The organism is Paenibacillus sp. FSL R5-0923 (genome assembly GCF_038009145.1).
Taxonomy (GTDB): Bacteria; Bacillota; Bacilli; order Paenibacillales; family Paenibacillaceae; genus Paenibacillus_AQ.
Genome location: NZ_JBBPAT010000001.1, coordinates 449,342 through 465,816 on the forward strand (window position 1 = coordinate 449,342; position 16,475 = coordinate 465,816).

At 47.9% G+C, this 16,475-nt stretch carries 10 protein-coding genes; 3 read left to right on the forward strand and 7 right to left on the reverse strand.

Annotated features, from left to right (window positions below; translation table 11 throughout):
• Window positions 1–951, reverse strand: a complete 951-nt coding sequence (locus MKX35_RS01990; protein ID WP_042123467.1) for an ABC transporter permease — start codon at window positions 949–951, stop codon at window positions 1–3.
• A gap of 69 nt (window positions 952–1,020) precedes the next feature.
• Complete coding sequence (locus tag MKX35_RS01995) at window positions 1,021–2,637, reverse strand: ABC transporter substrate-binding protein (protein ID WP_076299927.1); 1,617 nt, start codon at window positions 2,635–2,637, stop codon at window positions 1,021–1,023.
• A 329-nt stretch (window positions 2,638–2,966) separates the two neighbouring features.
• Here MKX35_RS01995 and MKX35_RS02000 point away from each other — a divergent pair, with 329 nt between their 5' ends.
• Window positions 2,967–4,607: a glycosyltransferase family 2 protein gene (locus MKX35_RS02000; protein WP_076299928.1), complete on the forward strand. Its 1,641-nt coding sequence runs from the start codon at window positions 2,967–2,969 to the stop codon at window positions 4,605–4,607.
• 92 nt (window positions 4,608–4,699) lie between these two features.
• On the opposite strand, the gene clpB is transcribed toward MKX35_RS02000, so the two are convergent.
• From clpB to MKX35_RS02020, 4 genes are all read right to left on the reverse strand, one after another.
• A complete protein-coding gene (gene clpB, locus MKX35_RS02005) occupies window positions 4,700–7,342 on the reverse strand; it encodes an ATP-dependent chaperone ClpB (RefSeq protein ID WP_076299929.1) in 2,643 nt (880 codons plus the stop codon).
• A 75-nt stretch (window positions 7,343–7,417) separates the two neighbouring features.
• Window positions 7,418–7,738, reverse strand: coding sequence for a hypothetical protein (locus MKX35_RS02010; RefSeq protein WP_143759504.1), 321 nt, complete (start codon window positions 7,736–7,738; stop codon window positions 7,418–7,420).
• Between the two features lie 695 nt (window positions 7,739–8,433).
• Window positions 8,434–9,441, reverse strand: a complete 1,008-nt coding sequence (locus tag MKX35_RS02015) for a DnaJ C-terminal domain-containing protein (protein WP_076299930.1) — start codon at window positions 9,439–9,441, stop codon at window positions 8,434–8,436.
• Window positions 9,442–9,616: 175 nt separating this feature from the next.
• Window positions 9,617–10,084 carry an Hsp20/alpha crystallin family protein gene (locus tag MKX35_RS02020; RefSeq protein ID WP_076299931.1) on the reverse strand — a complete coding sequence of 156 codons (468 nt, stop codon included), beginning with the start codon at window positions 10,082–10,084 and terminating at the stop codon, window positions 9,617–9,619.
• A 342-nt stretch (window positions 10,085–10,426) separates the two neighbouring features.
• Between MKX35_RS02020 and MKX35_RS02025 the strand changes: the two genes are divergently transcribed.
• Both MKX35_RS02025 and MKX35_RS02030 read left to right on the forward strand, forming a co-directional pair.
• Window positions 10,427–12,070, forward strand: coding sequence for an SWIM zinc finger family protein (locus MKX35_RS02025; RefSeq protein ID WP_076299932.1), 1,644 nt, complete (start codon window positions 10,427–10,429; stop codon window positions 12,068–12,070).
• The gene (locus MKX35_RS02030) at window positions 12,067–15,087 is read left to right on the forward strand and encodes a DEAD/DEAH box helicase (RefSeq protein WP_076299933.1); all 3,021 of its coding nucleotides are present in this window, start codon (window positions 12,067–12,069) and stop codon (window positions 15,085–15,087) included. The genes MKX35_RS02025 and MKX35_RS02030 overlap by 4 nt, the downstream gene beginning before the upstream one ends.
• A gap of 102 nt (window positions 15,088–15,189) precedes the next feature.
• Here the strand turns inward: MKX35_RS02030 and MKX35_RS02035 are convergent, their stop codons facing one another.
• A complete protein-coding gene (locus tag MKX35_RS02035) occupies window positions 15,190–15,993 on the reverse strand; it encodes a hypothetical protein (RefSeq protein ID WP_143759505.1) in 804 nt (267 codons plus the stop codon).
• Between the last annotated feature and the right edge of the window lie 482 nt (window positions 15,994–16,475).

The window sequence follows — 16,475 nt, forward strand, 5'->3', positions numbered from 1 at the left end:
TCACCTCGTTAATTTAATTCGTGGGTCCACGAAGCTATATAGAATATCCGCGACCAGATTACCGATGATCAGCATTAAAGAGGAGAATAGAGTAATTCCCATAATCACGGGGTAATCCATCCCTTTAACTGCAGTCATCCCCAAAGAGCCAATACCTGGCCATGAAAATACTGTTTCTGTAACAATTGCGCCTGCCACCAGATCACCCATAGACATCCCGAGCAATGTAATTACAGGAAGCAACACATGCTTCATTACATGACGGAACAGAATCGTTGTCTTGTTAGATCCAAAAGCATATTGAATCTGCACGTACTCTTCTTTTAGCTGTCCAATGGTACTAGAGCGAATGTATCGCACATAACCAGCCAAGAATCCAAAAGCAAGCACGGTGCAAGGCAGGATACCATGCTTGAATACATCAAACGCCGATTCCACACCAATCGTTCGCATCCCCATAATAGGAAGCAGATGCAGCTTAATCGCGAATAAGTACATCAGTAAGATGGCAAGCCAAAACAAAGGCACGGATATTCCGACATAGGATAAGAAATTAATCAGCTTATCTACCCAGCGGTTCCGGTTTGCTCCAGCAATAAGACCGAGTGGAATCGCCAGCAAAACAGCGAGACCGATCGCAGAACCCATCAAGCCTGCCGTTGCAGGCAGGCGTTCTAGAATTTGATCCAATACTGGCTGATGATTCACTAGGGAATAACCGAAATTCCCCTGCAATATTTCTTTAATCCAGATTAAATATTGAATGTAGGCTGGCTTATCCAGCCCAAGGTTATGCCGGATACGCTCAATATCATCTGCGTGCATATTCGGCGTAACGAAGGATAATACCGGATCCCCCGGAGCCAGCTTAATCATCGCAAAGCACACAACCGAAACAAAAAACAACATCGGCAGGGTTTGCAGTAATCTTCGGACGATAAGTTGTCTCATACGTTTATTCTCCCAGTTCTGTATCGGTAAAAAAGTAAGCTGGATAACCCAGCTTACTTTTTCCCGTTTTTATTTAAGGTAGATTTTCGATAAATCTTCAAAAATAACGACAGGCTTCAAGACTGCTTCTTCTAGACCGCCGTAGTTCTTGGAGACAGCTACAATAGTCTTAGTATTAGCAATTGGATAAATCGGTGCATCGTCAGCAATGATCTCTTGGATCTTCTTATAGATCTCACCACGTTTAGTCACATCTGCTTCTCCTGCACCTTCATTGAACAACTTATCGACTTCAGCATTATTATAATGCGAGTAGTTAGAGTCAGCAGTAGAAGTATACAAAATTCTGTAAGCATCAGGATCGTAACCCATAATATAACCTGCAATCGCAAGTTCAAAATCTGTTGAATTCATATCGCTGAACTTCTGGCCATATGCCGAGGCATCCATATTTTGCAGTTCAACTTCAGCGCCAATGGCCTTTAGCTTTTGCTGCACGTATAGTGAAATGGCTTCCTGAGCTTTATTACCGCTCGATACAATCAATCTCAATTTCAGATCGCTAACCCCTGCAGATTGCAGAAGCTCTTTCGCTTTTTCCACATCATTATCGAAAGAAGGTACGTCATTAGTATAGAACAATGCATCCGGAGTCAAGAATGACTTCGCCGGGTCAGCATACTCGCTAGAGGAATAAGCAGCCTGAATGATTTCATCACGGCTTAGTGCTAGAGACAAGGCTTGACGAACTTCTTTTTTAGCAAGAGCACCTCTATCGCTGTTCGCGTTGAACAACAGGTACGACAATCGGCCTTCACTATAAGGAAGAATTTCGAAATTGTTCGAAGCTTCAATCGTTCCAACATCCTGTGGATCTAGATATTTAATGTTGATCTCACCACTCTGAAGTGCGAGGTTCGCAGCATTCGTATCTTTAGCAATCCGGTACGTAACAGAATCAAGATGTGGCTTGCCGCCAAAGTAGTTATCAAATCTTTCTAATGTAACATATTCGCCCGCTTTATATTCTTTAAATTTAAATGGTCCAGATCCAACAGGATTAGCATTCTTGGTGCTTTTCTCTAGATCCGTCTCATTTTCAAAAATATGCTTTGGAATCGGAAATACTTGCACTAGTGTAGCTTCAAAAGCTGGGCTGACCTGTGGAAGCTTGAACTCTACGGTCAGATCATCCACCTTAACGGCCTTAACGGGTTTATCACCGATGAATAAGTTCGCTCTCAACATGCTGTTTTGCTTCTCATCGAGGATGCTATCAATCGTGAACACGACATCGTCAGCAGTAAGCTTTTCTCCGTCATGCCATGTCAGTCCGCTTTTCAGCTTCAACGTATAAGTCAGGTTATCTTCTGAAAGGGTCAGGCTGTCTGCCAAGTAGAAGGTCTTCTTACCATCATTTACTTGGAACAGTGGAGCATAGAGCGCTTGGTCAATCGTAAGACTGACACGGTCACCCGCGTAGTTCGGATTTAGAATAACAGGATCAGCAGCGACTCCAATAATCAAGTTGCCTCCATCTTTTATCTCAGTGCTTGCTGTCGTTCCATCATTAGTAGCAGGTGTCTGATTTGTATTTGTAGAAGTGGCGGTGTTCCCTCCGGAGCACGCACTAATCAAAAATGTTAACAAAATCAAAGTAATAACTCCAGATAATCCTTTACGCATAAGTTTCTCCCCCGTATTCTATGTTCTGCGTTGCTTGTGTTTTTTTATATTGTATATCGGAATACTAGGAATTACAATGGATAGCATTTCACATTAATGTAATATTGAGGGAATCGATTGATGGTTTATCCATAGCGCTCATCCTTTGCTGTTCATATTGTCATCTAATTATTCGGTTATTGTACAGCAGATCGTTACGAATTAATACATCTAATACTCATTTACTTTACAGAACTTTGAAAAATAAGGATTATTGCCGCTCTCCTGTAAATATATTGAGAACATAAGGATCATCCAAGGAAAGAGGGGCGTTCCCCAAGGAGGCGGCAATGACGGAAAACAAGATTCGCGTATTGATTGGCAGTCCAATCCACCAGAAGCCTATGGTTTTAAAAGAATTTCTGAATTCCCTACTTCGTCTGAATATTGCCGATATTGAGCTGGATTTCCATCTAGTTGATGATAATGATGATGAGGAGTCAAGTCGGCTGCTCCAGGAATTCCAAAGCATGGGTGATCATATTTATCTTCAGAGCTCCGGCTTTCACGATGCGTATATTCGCAATGATACTACCCACTTTTGGAACACCAACTTAGTCTGGAAAGTAGCCAATTTTAAGAACCTCATGATCAACCGCGCCCAAACCTTGAACTATGATTATTTATTCCTTATTGACTCTGATCTCATTCTCCATCCTGATACCCTCAGACATCTAATAGGTACGAACAAGGATATTATTTCAGAGGTATTCTGGACGCAGTGGCAGCCAGAGACTATGTTTCAGCCGCAGGTATGGATGCACGACGAATACAATCAGTGGGAGCTACTGCCCGGTGAAAAACTGCAACCAGAGGAGATTAATCGCAGATTTCATGAATTCATAGCAAAGATGCGAATTCCCGGAATCTATGAGGTGGGCGGACTCGGGGCTTGTACATTGATTAGTCAGCATGCGATAAAAGCTGGAGTCAGCTATAATCAAATTCGCAACATTTCATACTGGGGAGAAGACCGTCATTTCTGCATTCGTGCCGCAGCCCTTGGCATCCCCTTGTTCGTCGATACCCATTATCCGGCGCTACACTTGTATAGAGACAGTGATTTGAGTAAAGTAGAGGATTTCATCAAAGAAACTACGGAGACCAAAGCTGAAGCCACTGATACTGAGAACAGTTCATCTACGGACGAAGTACCTGCATCAGTAATGCCGACACCCACAACAGACAATCCAGACAACGAAAGCTCCAAGGAGGCAGTCCCCCCAGCCAGAAAACGGCCCAAGCTAACCCTCACCATGGTTGTGAAAAATGAAAGTGGACGCTTTCTGCGACAGGTTCTGGAAGAGCATCGCAAATACATCGACGAGGCCGTCATTATCGATGATGGCAGCACCGATAATTCAGCAGCTATCTGCCTGGAGGTGCTTGAAGGCATTCCCGTCCATCTCGTGCACAATACCATATCCAAATTCAGCAATGAAATTGAGCTGCGAAAGCAGCAATGGGAAGAGGTTCTGAAGACGAATCCCGAGTGGATTCTAAGTCTGGACGCAGACGAAATCTTTGAAGCGAGCTTCGCGGCAAATATCGAACCCCTGCTGTACGCTGACGAGGTCGATTTATTCTGTTTCCGTCTCTATGATTTATGGAACGCCACCCATTACAGAGAAGATATTTACTGGCGCTCTCATTTGAATTACCGTCCTTTTTTGCTTCGTTATAAAGAAGACTTCAACTATGTATGGAATGAATCTCCACAGCATTGTGGGCGATTCCCGGAGAATGTCTTCGAGCTTCCCCACCAGCTAAGCAACTTGCGACTCAAGCATCTAGGTTGGTCGAAGGCAGAATTCCGCTTAGAAAAATATCTGCGTTACATGCTCCTTGATCCCGATGGCCAATACGGCTGGAAGGAGCAATACCTGTCCATTCTGGATGAACACCCTCATTTAATACCTTGGGTGGAATGAGGGTAATCATAAAAAGGACGTCCACAAAACCTTGGTGGCTTTGTGGACGCCTTTTATTTTTACATAGTACGATCCGTTTTGCTAACTTCTTCTTATTCAGTACGCTGTGGTTCATCGAGATCTGGTTTCATAATGCTCACCGTCAGGCCGCCGCCGGATTCGTCTACTTGAATCACCGTACCTTCTGCGGCTTCACCAGCAATGATCGCACGTGCCACACCGGTCTCCAGACTTCGCTGGATGAAGCGTTTCAGCGGTCTCGCCCCATACACTGGATCAAAACCTTCCTTAGCGATAAAACGTACCGCGGGTTCAGTTAACTCAAGACCAATCTCCCGGTCAGCAAGACGTAAACGTAATCCGTCCACCAGTTTGTCCACGATTTTCTCGATCTCGCCCAGGGTCAACGGCTTGAACATCACAATATCGTCAACCCGGTTCAGGAACTCTGGACGGAAATGACCAGTTAGTTCCTTCATTACGCTATCCTTGGCAGCCTCCGTAAGCTGACCCTTCTCATCGGTTCCTTGAATCAGATGTGGTGAACCGATATTTGAGGTCATAATAATGATCGTGTTCTTGAAGTCGACCATCCGGCCCTGCGAATCGGTCAGCCGTCCATCATCAAGCAACTGCAGTAGAATATTAAATACATCGGGATGGGCCTTCTCCACTTCATCGAGCAGCACTACTGTATAAGGCTGACGCCGTACAGCTTCTGTAAGTTGGCCGCCCTCCTCATATCCAACGTATCCCGGAGGTGCACCGACTAGGCGAGAAACACTGTGCTTCTCCATATACTCCGACATATCGATACGGATCATGCCATCTTCGCGATCAAAGAGAGAAACCGCGAGTGATTTAGCCAACTCTGTCTTCCCTACCCCAGTCGGACCGAGGAACAGGAAGGAACCGATCGGCCGATTTGGATCTTTGATCCCGGCTCTTGCCCGAAGCACGGCATCGGCCACCAAGCTGACAGCTTCATCTTGGCCCACAACTCGTTCATGCAGCGTTTCTTCCAGACGCAGCAGCTTATCCCGTTCGCCTTCAACCAGTCGGCTAACCGGCACACCCGTCCAGCGCGATACAATATCTGCGATCTCCTCCTCGGTTACAGCTTCACGCAATAATCTTGTATCCTGATCCTGCTGTGCCGCTTCTTCCGCTGCTTTCAATTGCCGCTCCAGATCAGGAATGATGCCGTAGCTCAATTCGGCTGATTTATTAAGATCGTATTCCTCCTGTGCATCGACCAAATCCTTGCGGGCTTGCTCCAGCCGTTTTTTGAGGTCGCGGATGCCTTGAATCGCTGACTTTTCCTTCTCCCAACGTGCGGTCATCCCAAGCTGCTTCTCCTTGAGATCGGCGAGTTCACGTTGTAAGATTTCCAGACGGCGTTTGCTGGCGTCATCGGTTTCTTTTTTGAGCGCTGCTTCCTCAATCTCCATCTGCATCAGACGGCGGGTCACTTCATCCATCTCACCCGGCATGGAATCAATCTCTGTACGGATCATGGCACAGGCTTCATCCACTAAGTCGATCGCTTTATCCGGCAAGAAACGATCCGTAATGTAGCGGTTAGACAGAACGCCTGCAGCGACGAGGGCGCTGTCATGGATTTTGACTCCATGATGGACTTCGAACCGTTCCTTCAGACCGCGTAGAATGGAGATCGTATCCTCTACATCTGGCTCGCTGACCAGTACCTGTTGGAAACGGCGCTCCAGCGCAGGGTCCTTCTCTATATACTTGCGGTATTCATCGAGCGTTGTGGCACCTATACAGTGCAGTTCGCCGCGAGCCAGCATCGGCTTCAGCATATTGCCCGCATCCATCGAGCCTTCGGTTTTACCTGCCCCTACAATCGTGTGCAGCTCATCAATAAAAAGAATAATACGGCCGTTACTTTCACGAACTTCCCTAAGTACCGCCTGCAAGCGTTCCTCGAATTCACCTCGGAACTTCGCGCCTGCTACAAGGGAACTCATATCCAGCGAGAAAATCGTCTTGTCCTTCAGCCCCTCCGGCACGTCTTTGCGTACAATCCGGTGAGCCAAGCCTTCCACAATCGCTGTTTTACCTACACCTGGCTCACCGATCAGCACAGGGTTATTCTTCGTTTTACGGGACAGAATTCGGATCACACGACGTATCTCAGCGTCACGTCCGATGACTGGATCGATCTTACCCGCGCGAACCTCTGCTACAAGATCACGTCCGTATTTCTCCAGCACCTCATAAGTAGCCTCCGGCTCCCGACTCGTTACACGCTGATGTCCACGAATCTCAGCAAGTATAGACATCAGCTTCTCGCGTGTTAATCCACGACTGACAAAAAGATTACGCAGCTCACGATTATCCCTGCTCGAATCCGACACCATGGCCAGCACGGCATGCTCCACCGAAACAAACTCGTCTTGCATCTTCGCTGCTTCTTGCTCCGCCTGTTCCAGCAGATGAATCAGCGATTGCGAGGCATAACGCCGTACTGTGCTTGCTCCTGATCCGCTTATGCTCGGCTTGCGCCCAAGCAGTTCATCCGTGCTGCGCAGCAGCTCAGCTACGGGGACGTTCATCTTTTGCAGCAATCTTGGCAGCAAGCCTTCTTGCTGCTGGAGTAACGCTTTTAACAGATGGAGATTATCGATCTCCTGATGTCCGCTTTCTGAAGCCAGCGACTGCGCCGCAGCCACTGCTTCCTGCAGCTTTTGAGTAAGTTTATTGAAATCCATAGCTCTCTCACCTTTCTATTTAGGAATGAAATATAGGATCGGCCGTTTTGGCCGGGATAGATTAATTTAGCGGGATTAATACCGCTGAATTGGGGCGGATGAGCCGTATTTGGTGATATCTGCGGGATTAATCCCGTTCATTTGGACGGATGAGCCGCATTTGGCGCTATCTGCGGGATTAATACCGTACATTTGGACGGATGGGCCGCATTTGGTGCTATCTGCGGGATTAATACCGCACATTTGGACGGATGGGCCACACTTGGCGCTATCTACGGGATTAATACCGTACATTTGGACGGATGGGCCGCATTTGGCGCTATCTGCGGGATTAATACCGTACATTTGGACGGATGAGCCCCATTTGGCGTTATCTGCGGGATTAATACCGTTCATTTCGGGTGATCAGCCGAATTCGGCTCATTCTGGGGGATTTTTACCCCTCTTTTCGCTCATCGAGCCGAAATCCACGCATTCTGGGGCATTTTCACCCCTCTTTTCACTTATCGAGCCCAATACGACTCATTCTGGGGTACTTTTACCCCTCTTTTCGCTCATCGAGCCGAAATCGGCGCATTCTGGGGTACTTTTACCCCTCTTTTCGCTCATCGAGCCGAAATCCACGCATTCTGGGGCATTTTCACCCCTCTTTTCACTCATCGAGCCCAATACGACTCATTCTGGGGTACTTTTACCCCTCTTTTCGCTCATCGAGCCGAAATCGGCGCATTCTGGGGTACTTTTACCCCTCTTTTCGCTCATCGAGCCGAAATCCACGCATTCTGGGGCATTTTCACCCCTCTTTTCACTCATCGAGCCCAATACGACTCATTCTGGGGTACTTTTACCCCTCTTTTCGCTCATCGAGCCGAAATCGGCGCATTCTGGGGTACTTTTACCCCTCTTTTCGCTCATCGAGCCGAAATCGGCACCTTTAGAACACTTTTACCCTTCCTTTTCCCGACACTTCTCACAGGTCTCTACTATTAGTTAGTTTCTAATTAAGTTACTTTTCTACTACTAGCACTCTATTCACCATATTCACCAGCCAAAATCGATCACGAACATACAAAATTACCTCTACCTACCTATTAATTACCCACTTTTGCCTTCGGACGCTGCGCACTAGCGCTTTGACGTTTAGCTCTAGCCTCGAAATGGCTGGATTCAGCCAGTTTACGGTACAAATTCTTCTCCGCTTCGCTGGTTGGCTCAGGGACAACAATCTCAATACCAAATAAAATATCACCGTTCGCACCATTCTCACGCTTCAAACCTTTGCCTGGGATACGCAGCGTTTTACCACTTTGAATTCCTGCAGGAATCTTCAATTTCACGGCACCGCCACCCGGTAATGGAACCTTCACCTCACCACCCAATACCGCTTGCCATGGAGCAACTTCAACTACACCGTATAAATCGCCAGCTCGAAGCTCGTATATATCATGAGGAAGAATATGAAGTGCCAGCAGTATATCGCCACCTGGAGCTATGCCACTCTGAGTGGTTCCTGCGATTTTTAAAATCGTGCCTTCACTAGATCCCCGCGGAACTTGAACATCCACAGTTTTATCACCGATCTGCACTCTTACAGTTGCTCCCTTATAGGCCTGCTCCAACGTAATATCCAGCTGCGCCTGCGTCGAACTACGCGCCTCACCCCATGGATTGCCGTTCGAACGCCCACTACCACTACTAGAAAAGAAATCAAAGCCAGCGCGATCCGCCGATCCCCGATTCCCAAAAAACATTCCGAACAAATCTTCCTCCGAAATGCCAGAACCTCCTGCAGAATAAGTTCCGCCGCTCCAGCTTCCACCATAGTTTGAATCCCACGAAGAGGCCCCGCTCGACGCACCTCCACCAGCTCTACCACGCTGAGCCCCATAAAGCAGCTCCTCATCGTAAAGCTTGCGTTTCTCCTCATTGCCCAGCACTTCATAGGCTTCAGCCGCTTCTTTGAATTTCGCCTCTGCCTCAGAGGCTTTGTTCACATCGGGATGCCACTTCTTGGCCAGCTTTTGATAAGCCTTTTTAATTTCCTGTTTAGTTGCTGTTTTGCTCACGCCCAAAGCATCATAATAGCTTTTGTTAGCCACTCGGATTCCTCCTTTCAACGCTTTATTAAATACAACTCATCGTACGATTCCGAGAAAAGACGCACCATAGCCGGAATCCTCCACTACAATGCGCCTTTTATTCATAACACTATATTAAAAGCTCGCTGCCTATCTCTAAGATGCTGCGCGGAAACTATTACCGCCTAAATTATGCTTATTCAGACTGCGATGCGCTAGAATCTCCGTCTTGAATCTCAATGCGTTTCCCTTGTGGTTTTTGCTGTTTTGGAACTTCCAGCTTCAGCAATCCGTCTTTCAAAGACGCGCGAATCTCTTCCACTGCAATATCCTGAACATAGAATCTGCGAACATATTCACCATATCGACGTTCTCTACGTACAATTTGATGATCCTTGTTCTCCTCCGCATTCTCTTCTTTACGCACCGCTTTAATCGTCAAGTAAGGGCTGGCATAATCAATGTCGATTTCTTCTTTTTTAAAGCCAGGAAGTTCAGCTTCAATCAGGTAAGCCTGCTCACTCTCGCGAATATCCGTTCTGAAGGACATCGTGGAGCTCTTGATCGGTGCAAAAAAATCATCATTAAAAACATCATTTAAAGACTTAGCCAGCATACCAAAAGCATCATCTCTACGTTTACCAAAAGGAACCAAATCAAACATTATCCATTCTCCTCTCATTGACTTTGACTTTATTTGACCTATGACCTTATTATAGTCCCCTATCAGAGGAATAACAAAACCGATTTAAGCCAATTTTCGGTCAAATTCAGGCAAATCAGCTGATTTAATGCTGCAAATTATAATGTTTTTAATGTTTTGACCTTTTTTGACCTTTGTTTGATCTATACTTCAAAATTCAGCACGATTAGTATATGTTTAGGCCCCACGTTCCATACAAGCCGGCAATTTCGCTTTCATTACAACCCCAAAACATCCTACTCAAAAAGAAATGATATAATGAAGGTCAAATAACGACCATTTTTCTTACGGGAGACCAATTGTATGCAACCAACCTATACTATGGATGATACGCAGTGGAGTAAGCTCATCCAGAATGTCGCCTATTATTTCGATGACCTCACCCTCAAACGAGGGTTCCAATATTATAAGCAAAGCCGTATTCGTTCGTTCACTATGACGGAGCCATCTAAGATCAATGCCCTTGTTGAAGGTAGAGAGGATTACCGCGTTACTATTGATCTGGACAGCTTCACTCGGTGCCATTGCAACTGCCCTGTTTCAGGTCATTGCAAGCATATGGCCGCTGTGCTGCTCAGTTTTGCTGAACAACAGAATAGGTCTGTACAAGTTCTAGCTAACGCCAAAGCCGCATCTTTTCTCCCAAAAACATCAAGTAGTTCACCTGTCGGAACCGATGGAAAGCACCAGCAGCAGCTAAAAGAACATGCCAGCCGTATCGCTGACGGAGGCATCACGGAGTGGCGCGAGTATTTTGCGTTCTGCATCACGCCTCTGGCACATACCACTCGGAATCCTGAATATGTGGATCGGGCATTATCTTCCATTACTAAATTTAAGCCGAAGTTATCACCGGAAATGGACAAGTTATTTACCCTGCATGCCCATCTTTTTCTTCTAGAAAAGCTGGCTAAGCCTTCCGCCAATCTGCCCGGTCAGGTCGCCTTCACCTCATCACTCGGCTATTACACGCAAGTAGCGGTCTCTGAGCTACAGGAAGCAATCACACGTCTGTTAAAAAGCACACTCCCGCTGTCTCCCGAGCAAGAACAGGAATACGATCTGTGGCCGCATATCGTCGAGACCCTCTCCTACTTGCGGCGTGAGATGTTGACGGAGTCGCGCGATCGCTTGCGGGATCAGCCCTCTTTTTCACTGTGCTATGACCTGCTGTGGAGAAACTGGATTTATCCGAATACCGGTGGAACTAAGCTTTATCTGGATGAAATCAAACAGCTTCAGCAGGCAGAAAGTGAATTAGGCGCTTCCCTGTCACGCCATGCGTGGCTGTTAGCCCAGAGCCGCATGTATTTTTATCTGAAAGATGACCCAAAGGCTTGGGAATTACTGAATAAGGCTGCCGAGCGCCCAGGTCTCCATCCTGATGAGCTTATGAGCTTCACCTCCCCGCTTCTGGATGCAGGTGAATGGTCACGCTTGGTAGGTTGGCTTGTTCAGATCGGTCCACTGCTGAGCAGCAGACTCTACAATCTGAATAACTATTCGAACAGATGGGAAGAGGCCGTTCGCCACCTTCCTGAAGCTGAGCCGCAGATGTGGAATACATTAGCCACCATGTTACCTATCTCTGGAGAAGTATACGAAGAGAAGTTAATTACCTATGAAAAATGGCAGACATGGATGGATTATCAACTGTCCATCGGTAAGCTGCCTTCCGAATTTCGTGTTACAGACCTCCAGCCTATGGAGAAAAACGCACCCGAAGTTCTGCTCCCCTTCTACCATCAGGCCGTCGAAAGATTTGTGCTGGATAAGAATAGACATAGCTACAAGGCGGCTGTGAAACTATTGAAGCGATTATCCAAGTTGTATAAAAAAATGAAACAAGAAGAACGGTGGGAAGAGTTCCTCATTGCCTTCACCACAAAGCACAGCAGACTCCGTGCGCTGCAAGAGGAGCTTCGGAAAGGAAAGCTAATACCATGAACATGCATTTGCGCACGCTGACCATCCGGCTTGCATTAAGCCAGTATGGCGACGCTTTAATATACGGAATGAATGAAAGAGAAGATCTCTTGCCCGGTTTGCAGCTTAAACAGCGGTTATTCGCCTGGCATGAGGCGTCTTTTTATGGAACGGAGTTAACGGTTCAATCAGCTGGCGAAGGTGTAGAGCTAGTGATTCTACCTGCAGAGCAGGTCATCCCTTTCTTTACAGAGCAGAAGCTGCTGGCGCATATCGAATGGAACTGGGAGGGCGATGCGGCTCACCTGACTGAACTGGCGCCACTTCTGACTATATGTCTGGAGAACAAACAGTATATTCCAGATATCTCCGCTTATCGCGCCGGGAGGCTGCAATGGACCTGGGATGAGGGCGCTTTGGCGCAGGTGGCAGTGGAGAATGACACTGCCAAAGGGGCTCTTGAGGCGCTAAATGGCGGCAGCGAATTTAGCCGTGGGCTATGCGCGGCGTTCTCCGCCGCCGTATCGCAGAGGTATTACAGCACGGAGGCCGAGGCAGGCGACCTCCGGAGCGAATTCCCGCTTCTATTCGATAGAAGCGGGGCCCTTGCAGCGGGCATGGATACCGCTGCATGGCTTATCGCCATTGGCTGGAAGGCGGATACCGCGCCTTTCCGGCCTGCACTTCAGCTGCTGGAGCCGGAAGGGGATGAATCCCCTTGGCGGCTCCAGCTGATCCTTCAGGACAAGCGCGATGAATCCGCGCTTGTTCCCATCAGGCTCGCCGATGATGGCGAGCCGCACGGCTTGTGGCCAACAGCATGGTCGGCCCACGTGCACGAACGCGCCGCGGGATGGCTGGAGCGCCTCCGCGGCAGTCTGCCGCCCGAGCGCTTCGCGGCGGGCGGCGACGTGCTGGCCGAACCGCTCAGCGATGCCATCGCTTGGCGGTTCTTAACCGCCGAGAGCCAGCGGCTGCTGGAAGCAGGCTGGCAAGTGCTGCTGCCGGCGTGGTGGGAAGCCGCCAGCCGGAAAAAACCGCGCCTCCGCGCCAAGATCAGCTCCGGCGAGGACAAACGCAGCGGCGGCGAGTCGCTGTTCGGCCTCGATTCGATCATCGATTTCGATTGGCGAATCTCCATCGGCGACGTCGACCTCACCGAAGCTGAATTTGCCGAGCTGGTCGCAAGAGGGGAACGACTCGTCCGCTTCAAAGGCAAATGGGTCTCGCTCGATCCCGCGCTGCTGGCGCAAATCCAAAGAGCCATGGCTGGTATGGACAAGTCGCAAGGCTTGTCTTTCCAAGATGTGCTTCAGCTTCATTTGCTGCAAGCGAGTGAGGAAGCTGATGCTGAGGCTACAGAAGAGCAGCTTCAAGAGGATGCGGCGCGCCTGCGGCTCGAGGTAGAGCTAAACGAGCATTTGATCAGTCTCATTGGTCAGCTCGGCCAGCGCTCACAGTGGCCGAAGCCTCCAGTGCCCGCAGGACTCCAGGCAGAGCTACGCACCTATCAGCATGAAGGATATGCTTGGCTGACTTTCCTGCGTCAATTCGGCTTGGGGGCTTGTCTAGCCGACGATATGGGGCTTGGCAAGACCGTCCAACTCATCGCATATTTACTTCATATCAAAGAAAATACCGATCCTAGCTCATCCCGTCGCCAGACCGACCCTCCGGGTTGGCCTGCTCTGATCATCTGCCCTACCTCCGTGCTGGGCAACTGGCAGAAGGAATTGCAGCGCTTCGCGCCTTCTTTGAATGTGATGCTGCACTACGGAAGTCGCCGTTTGGACGCAGGATTCTTCTATGGCGCTGCGTCGCAAGCTGACGTGGTACTCACCTCTTATGCGACTGCAGCGCTTGATCAGGAGTTGCTGAAGGAATTCACTTGGGCGGCGATTTGCCTGGACGAAGCACAGAACATCAAGAATGCTCAAACGAAGCAGTCGGTAGCTGTGCGCAGCTTCCCGGCTTTACACCGGATTGCGCTGACAGGAACACCTATAGAGAACAGATTATCCGAGCTGTGGTCCATTTATGATTTTATAACCCCAGGTTATCTGGGTAGTGCCAAAGCCTTTAACGACCGATTCAGTAATGCCATTGAGAAGGAACGTGACGAGAAACGTACAGCGGACCTACAGAATCTCGTGAAGCCGTTCATGCTACGCCGTAAGAAAAAGGATCCTAACATTCAGCTCGATCTTCCAGATAAAAACGAGATGAAGACCTATGTCCATCTGACAGCTGAACAAGCTGCGCTCTATGACCAGACCGTAAACGGACTGCTCGACCGTATGCAGAAGTTGGAAGGTATTGAGCGTAAGGGCGCCATTCTTGGGGCTTTGACCGGACTTAAGCAGCTATGTGATCACCCGATGCTTGTGACTAAGGAGGCCCTCCCTGAAACGGATTCGGACAACAAACTGGATACCAGTCTACTCATTAACCGTTCCTCTAAACTTGAAAGACTGCTGGATATGGTTAAGGAACTGCGTGCAGAGGATGAGCGCTGTCTCATCTTTACGCAATATGTCGGGATGGGAAAAATGCTTCAGGCTGTTCTACAGCAGGAGCTGGGAGAGCCTGTCCTTTATTTGAACGGAAGCACCTCCAAACAGGCGCGTGACCGAATGATTGAGCGATTCCAGACGCCTGCACCTTCCGCGGACGAAGGGTCCAGACGTCCAGATGCACCACCGTCTGATCAGCCGAATGTATTCATCCTTTCTCTCAAAGCCGGAGGTGTCGGTCTGAACTTAACCGCAGCCAATCACGTATTCCACTTCGATCGCTGGTGGAATCCGGCCGTTGAGAATCAGGCGACAGACCGAGCCTATCGGATGGGCCAGACGCGTGATGTACAGGTGCATAAGTTCATCGCTCTTGGGACGCTCGAAGAAAAGATTGATGAGATGCTGGAGAGTAAGCAGCAGCTAAGCGATAATGTCATCTCCAGCTCCGAAGGCTGGATTACCGAGCTGTCTACTGAGGCTTTGAAAGACCTCTTTACATTACGGCGAGGCTTAACAGACTAATCTTAACGCTTGCAACAACCATCAAAAGGAACATTCGCATCTACGCGGATGTTCCTTTTTTCAATCACTAGAATTTATCTTCAGTACTGGATTAAAGAACGCTCACCATTGCTCGGACATCTTAAAGGTGACTGCGAGATCATCATCACCTGAAAGTGAGTTAACCACCAGAGTAACCGGCTCATTCTGAAGCTCATAAGAGAGTCGCTCGTTAAGCAAATTAACAGCCAAATTCGCATAAGCACCGGAGATTCCCGATCCTGTACCTTGCATAATCACCTTTCCACCCGTGACCGTAGTGCAGGTGTAATTCACCAGCAGTGCCGTGTCCGTGACAGGAATATCCGTAGTTGGCGTTGGGAAATTTTCGAATGTCCCATCCAGAGTGCCACCTGCGACGACCATATATCGCACAGGTCTTTTGGATAGAATATCTAAAGCCGCCGGTCTAATCTCAGCCGCAAGTCCTTGTGGAATAGTAAAGGCAGAACTCCTCATAAAGCTGATTGCCGCGAAGTCAGTCGATGTAACGGATACGTTATCACGAATTTCCGAGGTTATACGGCTTACTTGAAACACTTCCAGATTAACAGCCGTCCAGACACCGTTCACATCCACAAGAAAAACCTGAATCTTCAATTGGTCCTGTGAATACACAAAATTAAATTGGAATAAATCCTCTACAATAGTGTAGGTCTTGCTTGACGTTTCCCGATATTGCAGCTCAAATAATTCTTCAATAAAGACTGTCTGAGGACTTGCACTATTGGCTAAACCCGTTAAATAACAAGCCGCGCCAGCTGATCCATTGTTAACCACTTTGATCACAACTTGATCTATTGGACGAGTACCGTCGACAGGTAAATTAATGATGGTGTTTGTAGAGAGGACAGGCAATGTCTTCACACCTCCTATTCATATCAAATTATATATATATGGTATGCAATCATTTTTTAGAATTCTTGGATTGATATTAAAATAGAGATGTGCTTCACCGAGCATAAAATACAGATTTGCCACCAAATAAAGGATGTGGTAAACTCGACTTAACTTTTAATGAACGGAGGGTTACGTGTGATAGACTTTATCCGAGTTAGAACTTTGCGCGGCTAATTGAATAGCGCTAAAGCTCTGCCCATGTGCAGAGGACTCAGGATAGGTCTACCCATTTAACTCCATAGAAGCCAATAAACCAACTGCTGCTCGTAAGGGATTAGGTTATCATTTCCCTACGCCCCAGCCGTTGTTTAATTCGATATATCTATGGAAGACCCTAATGTCGTAACGGAGATTTCTCCTTACACATTTGTTCTGACGTCCTCTAACGAACCGTAAGCACAGGCAGATGTCCTGTGTTTTTTTGCGTTTACTATTTACTATTGGAGGAT